The sequence below is a fragment of the Shewanella sp. Isolate8 genome, from assembly GCF_022398495.1.
Taxonomy (GTDB): Bacteria; Pseudomonadota; Gammaproteobacteria; order Enterobacterales; family Shewanellaceae; genus Shewanella; species Shewanella aquimarina.
The window spans coordinates 1-18,144 of the sequence record NZ_JAKEVI010000006.1; the positions used below are offsets into that span (position 1 = coordinate 1).

Annotated in this window: 15 protein-coding genes and 1 rRNA gene; 7 read left to right on the forward strand and 9 right to left on the reverse strand. The window is 48.4% G+C overall.

Going from position 1 to position 18,144, the window contains the following annotated elements:
* Positions 1 to 106: 106 nt before the first annotated feature.
* Positions 107 to 222: ribosomal RNA gene (rrf, locus tag L1D43_RS18705) — 5S ribosomal RNA — on the forward strand.
* Positions 223 to 807: 585 nt separating this feature from the next.
* Here rrf and mutT read toward each other — a convergent pair.
* From mutT to nadC, 9 genes are all read right to left on the reverse strand, one after another.
* Positions 808 to 1,197, reverse strand: coding sequence for an 8-oxo-dGTP diphosphatase MutT (gene mutT, locus L1D43_RS18710; RefSeq protein ID WP_239853966.1), 390 nt, complete (start codon positions 1,195 to 1,197; stop codon positions 808 to 810).
* On the reverse strand, positions 1,198 to 1,410 hold the full coding sequence (yacG, locus tag L1D43_RS18715) for a DNA gyrase inhibitor YacG (RefSeq protein ID WP_239853968.1): 213 nt from the start codon (positions 1,408 to 1,410) through the stop codon (positions 1,198 to 1,200).
* 48 nt (positions 1,411 to 1,458) lie between these two features.
* Positions 1,459 to 2,193: a cell division protein ZapD gene (zapD, locus tag L1D43_RS18720; RefSeq protein ID WP_239853970.1), complete on the reverse strand. Its 735-nt coding sequence runs from the start codon at positions 2,191 to 2,193 to the stop codon at positions 1,459 to 1,461.
* Between the two features lie 8 nt (positions 2,194 to 2,201).
* Complete coding sequence (gene coaE / locus L1D43_RS18725; protein ID WP_239853973.1) at positions 2,202 to 2,807, reverse strand: dephospho-CoA kinase; 606 nt, start codon at positions 2,805 to 2,807, stop codon at positions 2,202 to 2,204.
* A 20-nt stretch (positions 2,808 to 2,827) separates the two neighbouring features.
* Complete coding sequence (locus L1D43_RS18730) at positions 2,828 to 3,739, reverse strand: A24 family peptidase (RefSeq protein ID WP_239853975.1); 912 nt, start codon at positions 3,737 to 3,739, stop codon at positions 2,828 to 2,830.
* A gap of 36 nt (positions 3,740 to 3,775) precedes the next feature.
* Positions 3,776 to 5,041 carry a type II secretion system F family protein gene (locus L1D43_RS18735; RefSeq protein WP_239853977.1) on the reverse strand — a complete coding sequence of 422 codons (1,266 nt, stop codon included), beginning with the start codon at positions 5,039 to 5,041 and terminating at the stop codon, positions 3,776 to 3,778.
* 27 nt (positions 5,042 to 5,068) lie between these two features.
* Positions 5,069 to 6,778, reverse strand: a complete 1,710-nt coding sequence (gene pilB / locus L1D43_RS18740) for a type IV-A pilus assembly ATPase PilB (protein ID WP_239853979.1) — start codon at positions 6,776 to 6,778, stop codon at positions 5,069 to 5,071.
* 63 nt (positions 6,779 to 6,841) lie between these two features.
* Positions 6,842 to 7,303 (reverse strand): prepilin-type N-terminal cleavage/methylation domain-containing protein, encoded by a 462-nt coding sequence (locus L1D43_RS18745; RefSeq protein WP_239853982.1) that lies wholly within the window; start codon positions 7,301 to 7,303, stop codon positions 6,842 to 6,844.
* 912 nt (positions 7,304 to 8,215) lie between these two features.
* Positions 8,216 to 9,097 carry a carboxylating nicotinate-nucleotide diphosphorylase gene (nadC, locus tag L1D43_RS18750; RefSeq protein WP_239853983.1) on the reverse strand — a complete coding sequence of 294 codons (882 nt, stop codon included), beginning with the start codon at positions 9,095 to 9,097 and terminating at the stop codon, positions 8,216 to 8,218.
* Between the two features lie 285 nt (positions 9,098 to 9,382).
* On the opposite strand from nadC, the gene ampD reads away from it, so the two are divergent.
* The 6 genes from ampD to lpdA all read left to right on the forward strand — a co-directional run bounded on the left by ampD (position 9,383) and on the right by lpdA (position 18,110).
* Positions 9,383 to 9,928, forward strand: coding sequence for a 1,6-anhydro-N-acetylmuramyl-L-alanine amidase AmpD (gene ampD / locus L1D43_RS18755; RefSeq protein ID WP_239854048.1), 546 nt, complete (start codon positions 9,383 to 9,385; stop codon positions 9,926 to 9,928).
* A gap of 63 nt (positions 9,929 to 9,991) precedes the next feature.
* Complete coding sequence (gene ampE, locus L1D43_RS18760; protein WP_239853984.1) at positions 9,992 to 10,843, forward strand: beta-lactamase regulator AmpE; 852 nt, start codon at positions 9,992 to 9,994, stop codon at positions 10,841 to 10,843.
* 238 nt (positions 10,844 to 11,081) lie between these two features.
* Complete coding sequence (pdhR, locus tag L1D43_RS18765) at positions 11,082 to 11,834, forward strand: pyruvate dehydrogenase complex transcriptional repressor PdhR (protein WP_011867228.1); 753 nt, start codon at positions 11,082 to 11,084, stop codon at positions 11,832 to 11,834.
* Positions 11,835 to 11,904: 70 nt separating this feature from the next.
* Positions 11,905 to 14,571: a pyruvate dehydrogenase (acetyl-transferring), homodimeric type gene (aceE, locus tag L1D43_RS18770; RefSeq protein ID WP_011867227.1), complete on the forward strand. Its 2,667-nt coding sequence runs from the start codon at positions 11,905 to 11,907 to the stop codon at positions 14,569 to 14,571.
* An 11-nt stretch (positions 14,572 to 14,582) separates the two neighbouring features.
* On the forward strand, positions 14,583 to 16,529 hold the full coding sequence (gene aceF / locus L1D43_RS18775) for a pyruvate dehydrogenase complex dihydrolipoyllysine-residue acetyltransferase (RefSeq protein WP_239853985.1): 1,947 nt from the start codon (positions 14,583 to 14,585) through the stop codon (positions 16,527 to 16,529).
* Between the two features lie 153 nt (positions 16,530 to 16,682).
* Positions 16,683 to 18,110 (forward strand): dihydrolipoyl dehydrogenase, encoded by a 1,428-nt coding sequence (gene lpdA / locus L1D43_RS18780; protein ID WP_041509825.1) that lies wholly within the window; start codon positions 16,683 to 16,685, stop codon positions 18,108 to 18,110.
* Positions 18,111 to 18,144 lie beyond the last annotated feature (34 nt).

Sequence of the window (18,144 nt, forward strand, 5' to 3'; positions counted from 1 at the left end):
GGCTGACAAAGCCGTAACGAAGCGAAGCGCGGAGTGTACTAGAGTACATGAGCACTGCAGCGAGGAAACAATGCCGTCAGACGAAGAATTAACCAGTAAGAATTTGTCTGGAAACCATAGCATTGTGGCCCCACCTGATCCCATCCCGAACTCAGAAGTGAAACGCAATCGCGCCGATGGTAGTGTGGGGTCTCCCCATGTGAGAGTAGGTCATTTCCAGGCGCCTAATAAACGAGAAATCCCCAGCACGCCGTGCTGGGGATTTTTTCGTTTAACAGTCTTTAAAATATCGACTCGAACATGGGAAATATAAAGAGCCCGAACGCAGTGAGGTGCATTTCTATGTGGAGTAGGGCGAATATCGCGATAGCGATGTGCTTATGAGCGCGAAGCTTTAGCGTAGCTGGCCATGACAGGCGCCTAATAAAACTCTACATGCCGTCCAAATCTGTTGCTGTTAATTATTCCATTTATAAACGGCATTATCGCTACAGACTCACTAATCTGTCATTTAGCCGCTTCGCGCTACAGTCATCCATCAAGCTTCGCTTGATAAGTGGATGTCTTACGCCCCCAAGTGAGATCTGATTGATTGCTGAACTCAATTTAAGCAACCCGAATAGTAAGATTTTTATCAGTCGATAATGTAAATACTTAAGTCTTAAGTCCTAAGGCAGTGATAGGTTGTTCATATCGTTATCAAACATATCTAGTCGATAAGATTTATGTTCGGGAGTTGGGGGAGTGAAAGCGATGGTTATTGGAGGGAGGGAAAGCCCATATTAATTTTCGGGCTTTCAAACTGGCTTATAAAGAAAGTAACTTTTCTACTATGGGGGCGTTTGCAGCTGGAAAGTCATAGCTCTTGAGCTCGTCGAGTCTAGCCCATTTGATCTCTTGCCCTTCAAGCCCCTGAGCTTCTCCTGAGAAAGCGTTTACTGTGTGTATATCAAGATATACTTGTTTGTCCGGATAATCGTGTGAGATCACCATTAGAGGGCTCGTGGAGGTAACCTCTATGGCGACTTCTTCTTTTAACTCTCTTATTAATGCTTCTGATGTCGTTTCACTGGACTCGACTTTTCCGCCTGGAAATTCCCATTTCCCACCTTGGTGCAGATGCACTGGGCGTTTGGCGAGTAAGATCTGACTTTCTTCATTGAATACTATGCCTACCGCGACATGTACACGCTTCATTTAGTGATCCTTAAAAAAGTCTGTTTCTTCATAGCCTAGTGAATCTAGGAGCTCTGGATCAAATTCAGGCTTTACAGGGATGGCATGTTTCTCCGAGGCCCAATCACCCAAGTCGATGAGTTTGCATCTTTCACTGCAGAAGGGTTTAAATTGAGACTCTTTAGACCAAAGCACCTCTTTCTGGCAGGTTGGGCACTTAACTGTGGTTGGCATAATCATTCCCATAGGCCGATTTGTAACAGTCGGCTATGGTAAACCACTTTAGGTACAGGTTGCCAACATAAAGTCTATCGATTTGTCAGAGTGTTTCTGCTGATCAAACAATACGAAATGGATGGCGTAACGATTCCGGTTACCGCTGATAGTTGGATAGCACCCCTGGGCAGGATCGATTTTGACTCGGATAAGCGAGAGGGCTTGGGTGCTAGAGCCTTGATAAAAGCCGGCTACTGCGGTTGCTGGGTTGTACACTGTCGTCTTACGGGTAAGCTCAAGTAACAATTTGATCGGCGTTAACAGACATTCAAAATGTTCCGTCCAAGCCTTATATTCTTGTTGCCTCGTATCCCAGGGTTTAGCTAACCAGTAATGTAGCTGCGGAAGATCGAAGTTGCAGCAAGCACCTGGCATGCCGAATCGTTGACGCAGGGCAGAGAGAAACCTGTCTTGCTTAAGTTTTTGACCTGGCCTTTCACAGCGAACGAGCTTAACTCTCGCCTCTTGCATCTGCTCGATATAACTTTCTACTTGCTGCTCATCTATGTGGGGTAGGTGCTGCCATTTTTTGAGATTTATAAGCTGCTTGTCGATGTCTTTTATAATTTCACTGCGATAATCACAACGCTCGGTGAGTTCACACAGGGAAAATAATGGATAAAAACAGCGGTGTTGATGATCTTGATCTAAATTATTTTGAACTTGATTAGCGAGGTACTCGAGCCTAAGGTAGCTTCGAGTCTTCTCGTTTAACGGTTGTTCGTAGATCAATTCATTCATGACGATTGTTAAGTCTGGGCGGCTAATTTTATATATTTATTATGTAAAGCAGCGACCTTGTCTCTTAATGCCGATATGTCACCTTGATTGTCGATAACATCATCTGCTTTAGATAGCTTTTCGTCTCTGCTTGCCTGGCTAGCGATTATGTTTTTTACTTGCTGCGCATCGACTGCGTCCCTCTCCGTGGTTCGCTTTACTTGTAACTCTGGCGAAATATCAACCACTAAAGTGCAATTGACTAACCTATCTAAACCATTCTCAAATAGCAAGGGGACAACTAAAATTGCGTAGGCTGAGGTCGCATTTTGCAATTGTGTTAACATTTCGGTCCTAATCAACGGGTGAAGAAGACTATTCAACCATTGTCTTTCTACAGGGTCTTTAAAAATCTTATCCCTTAAAACGGATCGATTAAGTTCTCCATTTTTAAGGAGGACGCTTGGACCAAAATGCTTAGCGATTTCTGTTAGTCCTTTGGTTCCTTTGGCAACAACTTCTCTGCTGACAACATCTGCGTCAACAAGATCAACTCCTAGTTCAGCAAACAAGTTGGCGACAGTCGTCTTGCCGCTTCCTATACCGCCTGTGAGGCCTACAACAAATTTTGACATGATGTTTTATGAATAGATGGTTATAAGGTGGATAAATACCAGTTTACTATTTTTTCGCCCCAAATCATGGCGATCCAGCCAGCTAGAGCGATATAAGGGCCAAATGGTATTGGGTTACCCGAATTGATCTTCTTATTGACGATGAGCAGTAGGCCGACGAGAGCGCCAACAATCGAAGAGAGTAGAATGATAAGAGGTAGTAATTGCCAACCGAACCAGGCACCAAAAACGGCGAGCAGCTTAAAGTCGCCATAGCCCATGCCTTCCTTGCCGGTTAGTAGTTTGAACCCCCAGAAGACGCTCCAAAGGCCCATATAACCCGCTGAAGCGCCAATGACCGCATCGGTAATAGAAACGAAGGTACTGTCTAAGTTAATCAGCAGGCCTAGCCATAGCAGTGGAAGTGTGATCTGGTCAGGCAACAGCATCTCATCGAGATCTATCCCGGTTAAAGCTATCAGGCTGAAGGTTAGCAAGGTGGCAAGGACAAATTGCGAGGTCGGGCCAAAATGGTAAGCGAGGTAGGCCACTGCAAATCCTGTTAAGGCTTCTATGATGGGGTACCTTACAGAAATACTTGTCTTACAATGAGCGCACTTACCTCCTAACATCAACCACCCAATTATGGGGAGGTTGTGCCAAGGTTTTATATCGGTTTTACAATTAGGGCAAGATGAGCTTGGAACGATAAGATTGTATTTTTCCGGAAAATCATCGATTGGCTGGGCTAGCTTATCTTTAATTTCCGTAACGGTAGCCTTGTGGTATTCGTCGAGATATTGGTTGCATTCCTCTTGCCATTCTCTTTTCATCATCACCGGAAGGCGATGAATAACAACATTTAAAAAGCTGCCAATCACGGCAGCAAAGACAAAAGAAATTGCGGCAAACAGCAAAGGATACTGAGCCATTAATTGGATAAATTCAGTCATTGAAAAAGCTTAGTGTTATTATTAAAAGGTGTTCGATTAGCCAACCACTTTGCCCATCTGGAAGATAGGTAGATACATACCAACGATCAGCCCGCCTACTAGAGTACCAATTACAACCATCATGATAGGTTCTATGAGGCTAGATAATCCATCAACAGCATCATCCACTTGCATCTCGTAAATGTTGGCTACCTTATTGAGCATTTCATCGAGACCGCCGGATTCTTCGCCAATCATCACCATTTGTATCAGCATGTCAGGGAACAAGCCTGTTGTTCTCATAGCCACGTTCATCTGCATGCCAGACATGACTTCGGTACGTACTTTAGTGAGGGCGCTGCGGTAGACATAATTTCCAGAAGCGCCAGCAGCTGATTCTAAACCATCGATAAGCGGAACACCTGCGGCAAAGGTGGTAGCGAGAGTGCGAGCAAAGCGAGCCATCGCTGCCTTATGCAAAATGCTGCCAACTATCGGAATCCTAAGGATAAATTCATCAACTCGATCTCGAAAAGATTGAGATTGTAGATGTGCCCTCCTAAATCCCCAAATGGTTAATACTATCCCTATTACGAAGATGTACCATGAAGATTGGAGCCAGCGAGAAATTGCAATGATCATTTGCGTGAAGGCCGGAAGTTCTGCACCAAATCCGTTAAATATCTCTTCAAATTGAGGAACAACGAATAGCAATAATAATGTTGTAACGGCAATTGCTACTACAATTACCGCTGCTGGGTAGAACATAGCCTTTTTGATTTTTGATTTTAGTGCCTCAGCTTTTTCTCTGTAGGTTGCAATTCTGTCAAATACGGCATCGAGAGAACCCGAGTGTTCACCTGCGGCAACTAGATCGACGTAAAGATCATCAAAATATTGTCTGTGTGGTCTTAAAGCATCGGATAATGGGATACCGGCTTGTACGTCGTTGACTATCGTGCCTAACAGTTCTCGCATTCTAGGCTTTTCATGGCCGCGACCAAGCATTTCGAGGGTTGTCACAATGGGGACGCCTGCCGCTAACATGGTGGCTATTTGGCGAGTGATCATGGCGATATCCATCGCCTTGATCTTTGGGTCTCTCTTGAACAGAGATTCGGCTTTTTTCTTAACAACCTTAGGGTTAACGCCCTGAGATTTTAATTGTGCCTTAATCTCTGCTGATGAGGTGCCTCTTAATTCTCCCGAGGTTTTTTTGCCGTCACGATTGGTGCCTTTCCATTCGAAGGTGACTACTTTAGGTTGAGCCTTGGCTGCCTTTTGCTTTTTAGTTGTGGTTTTTGTGAGTGATGCGCTAGCCATGGATAATCCTTAATGAGTATCTATTTATTAGAAACTAGTGACGCGGTTTATTTCGGCAATACTGGTCACTCCGGCAATCACTTTTCGAAGGCCAGAGTCTCGAAGATCACGCATGCCTTGTTCTTTCGCCTGATTGGCTATTTGTAGTGAGTTGCCTCCTTCCATGATAGTACGGGCAATCTCATCTGACATCTTCATCACTTCATAAATACCGACACGTCCCTTGTATCCGCCAGAACAAAGATCGCAACCTACGGGCTTATAAACGGTAAATCCTTCATCAATTTGGGCCTGGGTAAAGCCTAAATTGAACAACTCGTGTTCAGGTACCGCTTCAGGTTGTCGACACTCAGTGCAAAGTCTTCTTGCAAGACGCTGGGCAATAATCAGGTTTACCGAACTGGCTATGTTATACCCAGGAACCCCCATGTTGATGAGACGCGTCAGGGTTTCAGCGGCAGAGTTAGTGTGCAGGGTAGATAGCACCAAGTGACCTGTCTGCGCTGCCTTAATGGCAATTTCAGCTGTTTCTAGGTCGCGGATTTCACCTACCATAACCACATCTGGGTCTTGGCGCAGGAATGAACGTAACGCCGAAGCAAAGGTTAAACCTGCTTTTAAGTTAATATGAACCTGGTTAACGCCTTCTAGGTTAATTTCAACAGGGTCTTCTGCGGTTGATATGTTGCGTTCTTCTGTATTGAGGATATTCAGGCCAGTATACAGGGAGACTGTTTTTCCCGAGCCTGTTGGGCCGGTAACTAAAATCATACCTTGGGGTTTAGCTAGCATCTCTTCGTATAGGGCACGCTGATCATCTTCATAACCGAGCTTTTCGATACCTAGTTGGGCCGAAGAGGAGTCCAAGATACGCATCACGATCTTTTCGCCCCAGATGGTGGGCAGGGTACTGACTCGAAAATCGATAGATTTAGTGCGAGACAGCTTCATCTTGATGCGGCCATCTTGAGGGACACGGCGCTCGGCGATATCCAGCTTAGACATCACTTTAAGACGTGCGGATATGCGGCCGGCTAAGTTAACCGGAGGCTCAGAGACTTCATGTAGGATGCCATCGATACGAAATCGAATGCGGTAACGCTTCTCATATGGCTCAAAATGTAAGTCCGACGCGCCTTTACGTATGGCATCAGTTAGAATTTTGTTGATATAGATGACAATAGGGGCATCGTCACTGGCGTCACCAGCCTGCTCTTCTTGGCGCTTGTCAGTATCGGTTATCTCAATACCGGAGAGTGAGTCTTCATCTATACCATCTAAGTCTAGTGCCGAGATATCTTCTTCAAGCACTTTTTCAAGCGCAGCTGTTAACTTGTCATCTTCAACTAGGATCGCTTCTGCATGAAGCCCTGCACTAAATTGAAAATCCTCTAAAGCTGCGATATTGGTCGGATCAGACGTGCCAATATAGAGGCGGTTGCCGCGCTTAAACAGGGGCAAGCACTTATGTTTTTCGATCAGCTTTTTGTTAAGGAAGTCTTCGGGAATGCTGGATATATCGAATTCATTGAGATCGAGTAAAGGGGTGCCGTACTCCTCATAGCAGAGCTCGGCGATTTCTCTCGCGGATATCAGTTTTTCTTGAACTATAGTGGAGACAAGAGACTGTTTTGATTGACGTGACTTAGCAATTGCTGACGCTACTTGCTCTTCGCCTAATATTTGTTTGCGAATGAATAGAGTTGATAATCCGAGATGGAGACCTGTTGTTGGCATGTGGGAACCAAATAAAGTGCATCGCCTTAATATTTAAGGCGATGCAGAATGCTAAAGTTTAGCCTATGGAGCTGTAGTTTGCATTGATGCAGGAATGTTTGCGCCATCAATACACTGAGCTTGGGTAGCTCCAGTAGCGCCAGATGTTAAGGTTGCAGCATAAGTGACTACGCCAAGATTGCTTACAGTTGCAGTAACAGTACAAGCGCCTTCATTGAAAGCAACAGTTCCGCCAGCGCCTTCATCCCAACCTCCAGCCCCAGCAGTAGTTGGAGAAATCGTTACTTCTGTATATGTACCAGCATCTGTTACAAGAGAAGGACAGCCAACTCCGGATTGTACGCACGCAACAGCTTTTGACGTAATAGAGCTAACTCCTTTCATTGCCGCGCCACCGTGGGCTGCACCAACGTAGTCTCTATAGGCTGGCAGTGCAATTGCGGCGAGAATACCGATGATTGCAACAACGATCATTAATTCAATCAGGGTGAAACCCTTGGCATTAGTCTTTTTGAAACCTTTCATTTTTACTCTCTCCGTTTGACAGAACTCTGATTCGACTCATCCTAATGCTGACTATAGCAGGATGGCAGCACAACTATTCTAGTGTTAGCCTTATAGTAATAGTTAAACTTGTACAAGTAACCAATGCTAAAGCCATTACCTTAGAATGCGGTGCTGAGACCACTATTTCAGCTTGCTCCTGCGTAGCTTTTGACGTCGTCCCTGGTCAAATCGTTATTGCTATCAACTAGTATTTTATGAATTCCTAAAATGAATTCAGTAAGCAGGCAATTTTTACCATGCTTTACCTCTACATTCTTGGCTTTCACTCTAAGTTTGATTAATCTTCATTCGGCAAACTGCACCATTTGGCAATTTAGTCAGTAGAAATCATATCTTTATCGTCAGCATCTTAACCTTTTCCAGCAGGCTTTTAAGCTGTGACTCGTTTAATGCTTGCCCGTATCGCGCTCTCGCAAACACAGAGATTGTTAACGGTATGTTTCATTAAACTTGTCGCTAGTCTAGAAAATCTTCAATTAACGATAATTAATTCTTTCGACTTACTAAGTCGGTTTACCTTCATGGTAAGCTGGCCGAAAGGGCCATCTCGCCTACAGCCAAAGTTAGTACAAAGTTAACAAAAAGGGAACCGTAAATCGCATCAAAGTACTAATTTGATGGTGAATTTGTCTAATAAAAAATTTTTTTGTAAAAAAAGTTATAGCGTAATTATGACTTTGGCTGAAAAATTGGCGATCGTACTAGGAGTGTCAATTTTATAGCGGCTAGAAAGCCGTTTTAGTCCTGGTTGATTTACGTACAATCTTTAGTGTTGGAGCGATTTGTTGTACAAATGTTGCTCAGTCTGATTAGGTTCCTGTACCAGACTGAGCATTTTAAGTCATCGCGAAAATGTCTTATTAAGGAAAATCAATCTTTCAGCCTAAGCGACAAGTCCAACGCCTTGACGTGTTTGGTCAGGGCACCGACCGAGATGTAGTCTATTCCTGTCTTGGCGAAGTCTGAGATGGTATCTAGGGTCACGTTGCCCGATACCTCGAGTTTTACCCGCTGGTTTTCGCTATAGCTATTATTAAGCTCTACCGCTTCTATCATCATGGTGACGTCAAAGTTGTCGAGCATGACAATATCGGCACCGGCATCGAGCGCCTGTTTGAGCTCATCAATACTTTCTACTTCGACTTCCACTAACTTGTCGCTGGCAAGCCTACGGGCGGCTTTGATGGCTGATGCGATCGAGCCACTGGCCATGATGTGATTTTCCTTAATAAGGAAAGCATCAAAAAGACCAATACGATGGTTTTTTCCGCCGCCACAGGTAACGGCATATTTTTGTGCTGTGCGCAGACCCGGTATGGTCTTGCGGGTGTCTAACAGTTTGCAGTGAGTGCCTGCCAGTCTATCGACATAGAGTTTCGTCAAGGTCGCCACGCCGGAGAGTGTCTGGATAAAGTTCATCGCGGTGCGCTCGCCGGTCAGGATGGCGCGAGCAGAACCCGACATTTCGCATAAAACCTGATTCGGCAACACAAGGTCACCATCGTCCACATGCCAATGCAGAGCGACTTCACCGCCTAACTGGTTGAAGACCTGTTCAGCCCATGCTTTACCGCAAAAGACGCCTTCTTCGCGGGTGATCAGTGTGGCCTGCGCATACTTGTCGCCAGGAATAAGCTGAGCAGTGATGTCCAGACTCAATTTTTCTAGTGGAGTTAGATTCGAGTCAGCCTGAAAACCTAAATCTTCTTCTAGTGCGACTTTGACGGCTAATCTAATGTCATTTTCCAGCATCTTTCTATCCTCATGGCGGCTCGCCGCACTCCCTGAGCGCATCACTTGTGGCTCGAATGGGTTATCTCTGTTGATTCAATGGCTGCGAGCACTTAGCTATATGCCGTTAATAGTAACAAATCCCAGATTGAAAAAGCAGGGATATTTAGCGCTACGCGGTGAAGATAGACGCAATTTGTGCCGATTTGTAATCGTTGGTCTCGTGTGACTGGCGGCTATCATCCGAATTGGGTTAAAGTGCTAACGGCTTGATATTGTTTGGAGGTAGATTGGCCTGTGGCTAACATGACGTTGCAAAAAGGGTGGATTCAAGAGTGTCGACAGTGTGTCTCGCCACATTTTAATGCCCGTCCAGATGGAGAGGTGAGCCTCTTGGTGATCCATAATATCAGCCTGCCTGCTGGCCGGTTTGGCTTGCCCTATATTGACCAGCTTTTTCAAGGTTGTTTGGATACTCAAGCCGATGAGAGTTTTTGTGAGCTCGAAGGCTTAGAGGTGTCGGCGCATTTTTTGATCCGGCGAGACGGCGAGTTGGTGCAGTATGTCAGCTGTGATGATCGCGCCTGGCATGCTGGCGTCTCTGAGTTTGCCGGGCGTACCGGTTGTAATGACTTTGCCATAGGTATAGAGCTTGAAGGCACTGATAGCCAGGCCTATACCGATGCTCAGTATGATCGGCTCACGCAATTAACCTTGGTCTTGTTTGACGCATATCCTATGCTCAATAGAAATCTTATCGTCGGGCATAGCGACATAGCACCAGGACGGAAGACTGATCCCGGTGAGAGTTTCGACTGGGACAGATATCGCGCGAGTTTGGATGAAGCGTAACTTACCTAAAAGCTTGGTTTACCATTAAACACAACAATTAGATGGAAGGGAGAGGGGAGTAAGATGGCACTGTTTTCTTTATTGCTGGCGATCATGATAGAACGTCTCAAGCTATTACCCCAGGCCTGGCAGCTAGAAACCCTATTAGCCTTATATGCCAAGAGTTTCTTTGGCCGTAAGCAGCTCACCAATGATCTTATGATGGCGATCGCGCTGATTCTCCCTGCGATAGCCGTGCAGGTGCTGGCTTGGTTCGTGGCCGGCATGTTTTGGGGGCTGTTGAGCCTCGGGCTCTGGGTCGGGGTGTCGATTCTCTGTTTCAGTCATCTCAAACAGCGTCAGGTCTTCAAACAGTATATACAGGCGGCTTGTCGTGGCGACGCACAGGCTTGTTACCATTTTGCCGATGAGCTTGACCCTTATGTGTCGCTCGATGCCGTATCAGAGCAAGATCTCGGTGAGAAAGTCGGTCAGACGGTTGCCTGGCTCAATTATCGTTTCTATGGCGCCGTGGCGTTATATCTTATCTTCTTCGGACCTGCCGGGGCCGTACTCTACTGTACCGTGCGTTATTTCTCGGACGATGCCAAGAGCCGGGGAATCGATCTTCCTTTAGTGGACACTGCCTTATTGTTGCTGGATTGGCTGCCGAGCCGATTGATCGCGCTAGGCTATGTGCTCAGTGGGCACTTTTCGCTGGCATTTGCTCGCTGGCGACAACAGGCGCTGTGCTGGCGTTGCCCGGCGCGAGATGTCATATCTGAGGTCGCTTTAGCGGCAGAGACCATTGAATTTAATTCACCTACACCAATTTGCGTCCAATCTACCATCTCTTTGCTACAGTTGAGTAAGCGTAACTTTATCTTACTCGTGATCGGCCTCTCTTTGCTGACGATCTTTGGGGTGGTAGTGTAGCTGCCGGGCGAGGCGGACGCTTGTATTGCGGCTTGTTCGCCTCGTTATTGCTGTTCAAGGCGAGCCCTAAGCTCTTGGGGCAATGGTCAGACCCCTTTATCTTAAATATAAGCTATTCTCACAAATCGTGAGTTTACATGAAGCAGATCACGAACTGGACATCTGAAATGTGATTTGATAAAGTGCGCTCAGTCAATTAAATTGGTAAGACCAATTTACAATAGGAGCTGAGGGCCATATGGCTTATAGCAAAATCAACCAGCCAAAAATTTCTGATGTGATCATGAATCAGCTGGAGCAGATGATCCTAGAGGGGAGTCTGCAACCGGGTCAGAAGTTACCACCAGAGCGTGAATTGGCACTGCAATTCGAAGTCTCTCGACCATCTCTTCGTGAAGCAATTCAAAAGTTAGAAGCAAAAGGCTTGCTGCTGCGTCGTCAAGGCGGTGGAACCTATGTCAAAGAGCAACTTTGGCAGAGTCTTGCTGATCCTATTGTGGAGCTGATGCACAGCGATTCCGAGAGTCAGTACGATCTTCTCGAGTTTCGTCACGCCACTGAAGGCATGATGGCTTACTTTGCGGCACTTCGGGGTACCGATGCCGACATGCAAAACATCAAAGAAAAAATCCAAGCGGTAGAAGCTGCGTCTGACATCGAGGCGAAGGCAGAGGCGATCGTGTGTTTTTATCGCGCCATTGCCGAGGCCTCACACAACGTGGCTATGCTGCACTTAGTACTGAGTTTATCTCCCGTGCTGCATAAGAATGTGGCGCAAAACCTAGAGTTGCTAAAGCGCAGAGCTGATGCCTCTAAAATGGCGAACGAGCATAGGCAAGATCTTCTTGCCGCCATCGTGCGTCGTGACCCTGAAGCAGCAAGAGAAGCCTCAAACGAGCATCTAAGCTACATTGAGGAAGTGATGTTGTCTGTGAGGGAAGAAGATAGCCGGTTGCAGCGTAGTCTGCGCCGTTTGAAGAGTGGCGCGTAGGCAGTCTGTCTAACCGCCACTTTTTATTATTCAATTCATACAATTAATGTATATAGGGAAGGACTGCGAAATGTCTGAACATATGCTGCAAGATTTAGATCCGTTAGAGACTCAAGAGTGGGTCGATTCATTACAAGCCGTATTAGAGCAAGAAGGTCCGGAACGTGCTCATTTTCTTCTTGAGAAGCTAATCGACAAGGCTCGTCGCAACGGTACTCATCTGCCTTATAAGGCAACCACCGCCTATCTGAACACGATTCCAGCGGGTCAGGAACCTCATATGCCTGGTAACCAGGAGATGGAACGTCGCATTCGCGCCATCATTCGTTGGAACGCCCTGGCCATGGTATTGCGCGGTTCGAAGAAAGATCTTGAGCTGGGTGGCCACATTTCCAGTTTCGCCTCTAGTGCAACCATTTACGATGTTTGCTTCAACCACTTCTTCCGTGCACCAAACGAGAAGGATGGCGGTGATCTGGTTTACTTCCAAGGACACATCGCACCAGGTATCTATGCGCGCTCTTTCCTCGAAGGTCGCCTGACCGAAGATCAACTGGCTAACTTCCGTCAGGAAGTGGACGGCAAGGGTCTATCATCTTACCCACACCCTAAGTTGATGCCTGACTACTGGCAGTTCCCAACGGTTTCTATGGGTCTGGGTCCAATTCAGGCGATTTATCAGGCTCGTTTCCTGAAATACCTGACCGACCGTGGTCTGAAAGATTGTTCTGAGCAAACCGTATACTGCTTCCTGGGTGATGGTGAGTGTGACGAGCCAGAAACGCTAGGTGCTATCGGTCTGGCCGCTCGTGAAGAGCTGGACAACCTGGTCTTCATCGTTAACTGTAACCTGCAACGTCTAGATGGTCCTGTACGTGGTAACGGCAAGATCATTCAAGAGCTTGAAGGCGAATTCCGCGGCGCAGGCTGGGAAGTGGCTAAGGTGATCTGGGGTCGTTACTGGGATCCGCTATTGGCTCGCGACACCAGCGGTAAGCTGCTGCAGCTGATGGAAGAGACCGTCGACGGCGAATACCAAAACTGTAAGGCTAAAGGTGGCGCTTATACCCGTGAGCACTTCTTCGGTAAGTACCCTGAAACTGCCGAGATGGTTGCTAACATGTCTGACGATGACATCTGGCGCCTCAACCGTGGTGGTCACGATCCTGTGAAGATCTATGCCGCGCTGCAACACGCTAAGAACACCAAGGGCCGTCCAACCGTAATCCTGGCGAAAACTGTTAAAGGTTATGGTCTTGGTGATGCAGGTGAAGGTAAGAACATCGCGCACAACGTTAAGAAGATGGATATCAGCGCCGTACGTTACTTCCGCGATCGCTTCAATATCCCTATCCCTGACGACAAGCTAGAAGAGATCCCTTTCTATCACCCAGGTCCAGATTCGGAAGAGGTGAAGTACCTTCAGGAACGTCGCGCCGCGCTGCACGGTTCTATGCCGGCTCGCCGTCAGAAGTTCAGTGAAGACCTCGAAGTGCCTTCACTGAAGATTTTCGACTCTATACTCAAGGGCTCTAACGGTCGTGAGATCTCAAGCACCATGGCGTTCGTCCGTATTCTGACTGCGCTGCTGAAAGATAAGAAGATAGGTAAGAACATTGTCCCTATCATCCCGGATGAGGCGCGTACCTTCGGTATGGAAGGTCTGTTCCGTCAGGTGGGTATCTATGCTCACGAAGGACAAAAGTACGTACCACAAGACTCGGATCAGGTGGCTTACTACCGCGAAGACAAGTCAGGCCAGGTACTTCAAGAGGGTATCAACGAGCTTGGCGCCATGTCTTCTTGGGTGTCTGCGGCGACCAGCTACTCGGTTAACGATACGCCAATGATTCCGTTTTACATCTACTACTCTATGTTCGGTTTCCAACGTATCGGCGACATGGCATGGGCGGCAGGTGATATGCGTGCTCGCGGCTTCATGGTTGGTGGTACGTCAGGTCGTACTACCCTGAACGGCGAAGGTCTGCAGCATCAGGACGGTCACAGCCACGTATTGGCTAACACTATTCCTAACTGTATCTCTTACGACCCGACCTATGGTTATGAGATCGCGGTTATCGTTCAAGACGGTATCCGTCGCATGTATGGCGAAAACCAGGAAGATATCTTCTACTACCTGACCACGATGAACGAAAACTATGTTCAGCCTGAGATGCCAGAGGGTGCCGAGGAAGGTATCGTCAAGGGTATCTACAAGCTGGAATCAGTGTCTGGTAGCGGCAAGGGTAAGGTACAGCTAATGGGCTGTGGCACCATCCTTGAACAAGTTCGTAAGGCGGCGCAGGCGCTGGCGAAAGACTTCGGTATCTCGTCAGACGTATTCAGCGTGACCAGCTTCAACGAGCTGACTCGCGACGGTCAGGCGGCAGAGCGTTACAACATGCTGCACCCAACCGAGACACCTAAGCAGGCTTATATAAGCCAGGTGCTGTCTAGCGATTCACCAGCCGTTGTTGCCACCGACTATATGAAGATATATGGCGAGCAGCTACGCGCCTATGTTCCTACCGACTACAAGGTGCTGGGTACCGACGGTTTCGGCCGCAGTGACAGCCGCGAGAACCTGCGTCACCACTTCGAAGTGGATGCCAAGTTCATCGTGATCGCCGCACTGAAGTCGCTGGTTGACCGCAACGAGTTGCCAGTTGAAGTACTCTCGCAAGCAATTGCCGAGTACGGCATCGATGTTGACAAGATCAACCCACAGTTCGCGTAAGGGGATAGAGCATGGCTGAATTAAAAGAAGTTTTAGTCCCCGATATCGGTGGGGATGAAGTACAGGTTATCGAGATCTGTGCTGCGGTGGGCGATACCCTCGCCGCCGAAGAATCGATCATTACCGTTGAAAGCGACAAGGCGACCATGGATATTCCTGCGCCTTTCGCCGGTAAACTGGCCGAGATCAAGGTCGCCGTGGGCGATACCGTCTCTGAAGGTACACTTATCGCTATGATGGAAGCGGGTGAGGCGCAGGCCGCGGAGCCAGCACCTGCAGAATCTGCTCCTGCAGTAACACCGGTTACGCCTGCTCCGGCAGCGCCTGTTGCTGCGGCGCCAGCCTCTGCACAAGTGATTGAAGTGACAGTGCCGGATATCGGCGATGCTTCAGATGTCGACGTGATTGAAGTGCTGGTGGCCGTGGGCGACAGCATCGATGTCGACACTGGGCTTATCACCCTGGAAACTGACAAGGCGACCATGGAAGTACCAGCGCCTGCAGCCGGTGTCGTGAAAGAGATGAAAGTGGCCGTTGGTGACAAGGTCTCTCAAGGCTCTCTGGTTCTGATGCTTGAGGTGAGCGGCGGTGAAGCTGCGGCTCCTGCTGTGAGCGCGGCTCCAGCACCAAGTGCAGCACCAGCGGCAGCTGCCAGCATCGAAGTGAAAGAGATTAGCGTGCCCGATATCGGCGACGCGTCTGACGTCGATGTTATCGAGGTATTGGTTGCTGCCGGTGATGTGATTGAGGCCGACCAAGGCCTGATCACCCTGGAAACCGACAAGGCGACCATGGAAGTACCAGCACCGTTCGCCGGTAAGCTGGTTTCTGTGACCGTTAAGGTGGGCGACAAGGTTTCTCAGGGTAGCGTCATCGCGACCATAGAAACACAGTCGAGTGCACCGGCTGCCGCGTCAGCCCCAGCTGCCGCCGCGTCTGCGCCGGCTCCACAAGCCAGTGCGCCAGCGCCTGCGGCGAGCAAGCCGCCTGTGCCGCATCACCCAAGTGCCGGTAGCAAGCCTGCAACGGGTGCCGTGCACGCCTCGCCAGCGGTTCGTCGTCTGGCCCGCGAGTTCGGTGCAGACCTGACTCAGGTAACTGGTACTGGTCCTAAGGGACGTATTCTGAAGGAAGACGTTCAGGCCTTTATCAAGTATGAGCTGTCTCGTCCTAAAGCCTCTGCAGCAACCAGTGTGGGTGCCGGTGAGGGTGGTCTGCAGGTGATTGCCGCGCCTAAGGTTGATTTCGCTAAGTTTGGTGAAGTGGAAGAAGTGCCGCTGAGCCGTATCCAGAAGATCTCTGGACCTAACCTGCACCGTAACTGGGTCACTATTCCACACGTGACTCAGTTTGACGAAGCCGACATCACAGAGATGGAAGCCTTCCGTAAGCAGCAAAACGAGATCGCCGCCAAGCAGAAAACTGGCGTCAAGATCACCCCGCTGGTCTTCATGATGAAGGCGGTTGCCAAGACACTGCAGCAGTTCCCAGTGTTTAACGCCAGCCTGAGCGCCGATGGTGAGTCGCTGATCAAGAAGAAGTACTACCACATTGGTGTGGCGGTCGATACGCCAAACGGCCTGGTCGTTCCTGTGGTGCGTGATGTCGACAAGAAAGGCATTATCGAGCTGTCAGCCGAACTGATGGAGATCTCGGTTAAGGCCCGAGATGGCAAGCTTAAGGCTGCAGACATGCAGGGCAGCTGTTTCACCATCTCTAGCCTGGGTGGCATCGGTGGTACCGCGTTTACGCCTATCGTCAACTATCCTGATGTGGCGATCTTAGGGGTTTCTAAGTCTGAAATTAAACCTAAGTGGAATGGTAAAGATTTCGAGCCTAAGTTAATGTTGCCGCTCTCTTTATCATACGACCACCGTGTGATCGATGGCGCGATGGCGGCACGCTTTAGCGTGACCCTGTCAAGTATGCTGTCCGACATACGCACACTTATTTTGTAATGATGAAGGCTACTCACCATGAGTAGCCTTTTGTTTAACTCCTTGAAAGGTTAAAATGCGGCCACCTTACAAGAACTAACGTTCAAAAAGCTGGCGTCATAATGGGTTGGGCCGGAATTCCTCCCAACACAATGAGAAAGAATAGAGGAAAACATGAGTAACGAAATCAAAACTCAGGTAGTGGTTTTAGGTGCAGGCCCTGCAGGTTATTCAGCAGCATTCCGTGCTGCCGACTTAGGTCTGGAGACTGTTATTGTAGAGCGTTTCAGTACCCTAGGTGGTGTGTGTCTGAACGTGGGTTGTATCCCATCTAAGGCGCTACTGCACGTTTCTAAAGTGATCGAAGAAGCGAAAGCCATTTCTAACCACGGCGTGGTATTTGGTGAGCCGCAGATCGATCTCGATAAGCTACGTGAGTTTAAGCAGAGTGTTATCAGCCAGCTGACTGGCGGTCTGGGCGGCATGTCTAAGATGCGTAAAGTCAACGTGGTTAACGGTCTGGGTAAGTTTACCGGTCCTAACACCATCGAAGTTGCTGGTGAAGATGGCGTGAAAGTGGTGCACTTCGAGCAAGCAATCATCGCTGCGGGTTCTCGCCCAATTCAACTGCCTTTCATTCCTCATGAAGATCCACGTATCTGGGATTCTACCGATGCGCTTGAGCTGAAAGAAGTTCCTGGCAAGCTGCTGGTGATGGGCGGCGGTATTATCGGTCTGGAGATGGGTACAGTCTACTCTTCACTGGGCAGTGAGATCGACGTGGTTGAGATGTTCGACCAGGTTATCCCAGCAGCCGATAAAGATATCGTTCGTGTCTACACCAAGAAGATCAAGAACAAGTTCAACCTGATCCTAGAGACCAAAGTGACTGCCGTTGAAGCGAAAGAAGACGGTATCTATGTTTCTATGGAAGGTAAGAAGGCGCCAACTGAGCCAGTACGCTACGATGCGGTATTGGTGGCTATCGGTCGTACACCAAACGGTAAGCTGATCGATGCTGACAAGGCTGGCGTGAATATCGATGAGCGCGGCTTCATCAATGTCGACAAGCAGATGCGCACCAACGTGCCACACATCTATGCTATCGGCGACATTGTGGGTCAGCCAATGCTGGCACACAAAGGTGTGCATGAAGGCCACGTCGCTGCCGAGGTTATTGCTGGCATGAAGCACTACTTCGATCCTAAGGTTATCCCTTCAATCGCGTACACAGATCCTGAAGTGGCTTGGGTTGGTCTGACCGAGAAAGAAGCCAAAGAGCAAGGCATCGCTTACGAGACGGCAAGCTTCCCATGGGCGGCAAGTGGTCGTGCGATCGCTTCTGACTGCTCAGACGGTATGACTAAGCTGATCTTCGATAAGGAAACGCATCGTGTGATCGGTGGTGCTATCGTGGGTGTGAACGGTGGCGAACTACTGGGTGAAATCGGCCTGGCTATCGAGATGGGTTGTGATGCCGAAGATCTGGCGCTGACCATCCACGCTCACCCGACACTGCACGAGTCTGTCGGTCTGGCGGCTGAGATCTACGAAGGTTCAATTACCGATTTGCCAAACCCTAAGGCAAAGAAGAAGAAATAATTGCTTCTGAAATCCGAAAAAGCGCTCATTGAGC

What these genes read in the sequence shown, in the direction of transcription:
- pilB (WP_239853979.1), bottom strand. Translation starts at nt 6,778, where the DNA reads ATGCCAACAACAGGTCTCCATCTCGGATTATCAACTCTATTCATTCGC.
- L1D43_RS18730 (WP_239853975.1), bottom strand. Translation starts at nt 3,739, where the DNA reads ATGACTGAATTTATCCAATTAATGGCTCAGTATCCTTTGCTGTTTGCC.
- aceF (WP_239853985.1), top strand. Translation starts at nt 14,583, where the DNA reads ATGGCTGAATTAAAAGAAGTTTTAGTCCCCGATATCGGTGGGGATGAA.
- ampD (WP_239854048.1), top strand. Translation starts at nt 9,383, where the DNA reads ATGACGTTGCAAAAAGGGTGGATTCAAGAGTGTCGACAGTGTGTCTCG.
- yacG (WP_239853968.1), bottom strand. Translation starts at nt 1,410, where the DNA reads ATGCCAACCACAGTTAAGTGCCCAACCTGCCAGAAAGAGGTGCTTTGG.
- L1D43_RS18745 (WP_239853982.1), bottom strand. Translation starts at nt 7,303, where the DNA reads ATGAAAGGTTTCAAAAAGACTAATGCCAAGGGTTTCACCCTGATTGAA.
- L1D43_RS18735 (WP_239853977.1), bottom strand. Translation starts at nt 5,041, where the DNA reads ATGGCTAGCGCATCACTCACAAAAACCACAACTAAAAAGCAAAAGGCA.
- coaE (WP_239853973.1), bottom strand. Translation starts at nt 2,807, where the DNA reads ATGTCAAAATTTGTTGTAGGCCTCACAGGCGGTATAGGAAGCGGCAAG.
- zapD (WP_239853970.1), bottom strand. Translation starts at nt 2,193, where the DNA reads ATGAATGAATTGATCTACGAACAACCGTTAAACGAGAAGACTCGAAGC.
- mutT (WP_239853966.1), bottom strand. Translation starts at nt 1,197, where the DNA reads ATGAAGCGTGTACATGTCGCGGTAGGCATAGTATTCAATGAAGAAAGT.
- ampE (WP_239853984.1), top strand. Translation starts at nt 9,992, where the DNA reads ATGGCACTGTTTTCTTTATTGCTGGCGATCATGATAGAACGTCTCAAG.
- nadC (WP_239853983.1), bottom strand. Translation starts at nt 9,097, where the DNA reads ATGCTGGAAAATGACATTAGATTAGCCGTCAAAGTCGCACTAGAAGAA.
- lpdA (WP_041509825.1), top strand. Translation starts at nt 16,683, where the DNA reads ATGAGTAACGAAATCAAAACTCAGGTAGTGGTTTTAGGTGCAGGCCCT.
- aceE (WP_011867227.1), top strand. Translation starts at nt 11,905, where the DNA reads ATGTCTGAACATATGCTGCAAGATTTAGATCCGTTAGAGACTCAAGAG.
- pdhR (WP_011867228.1), top strand. Translation starts at nt 11,082, where the DNA reads ATGGCTTATAGCAAAATCAACCAGCCAAAAATTTCTGATGTGATCATG.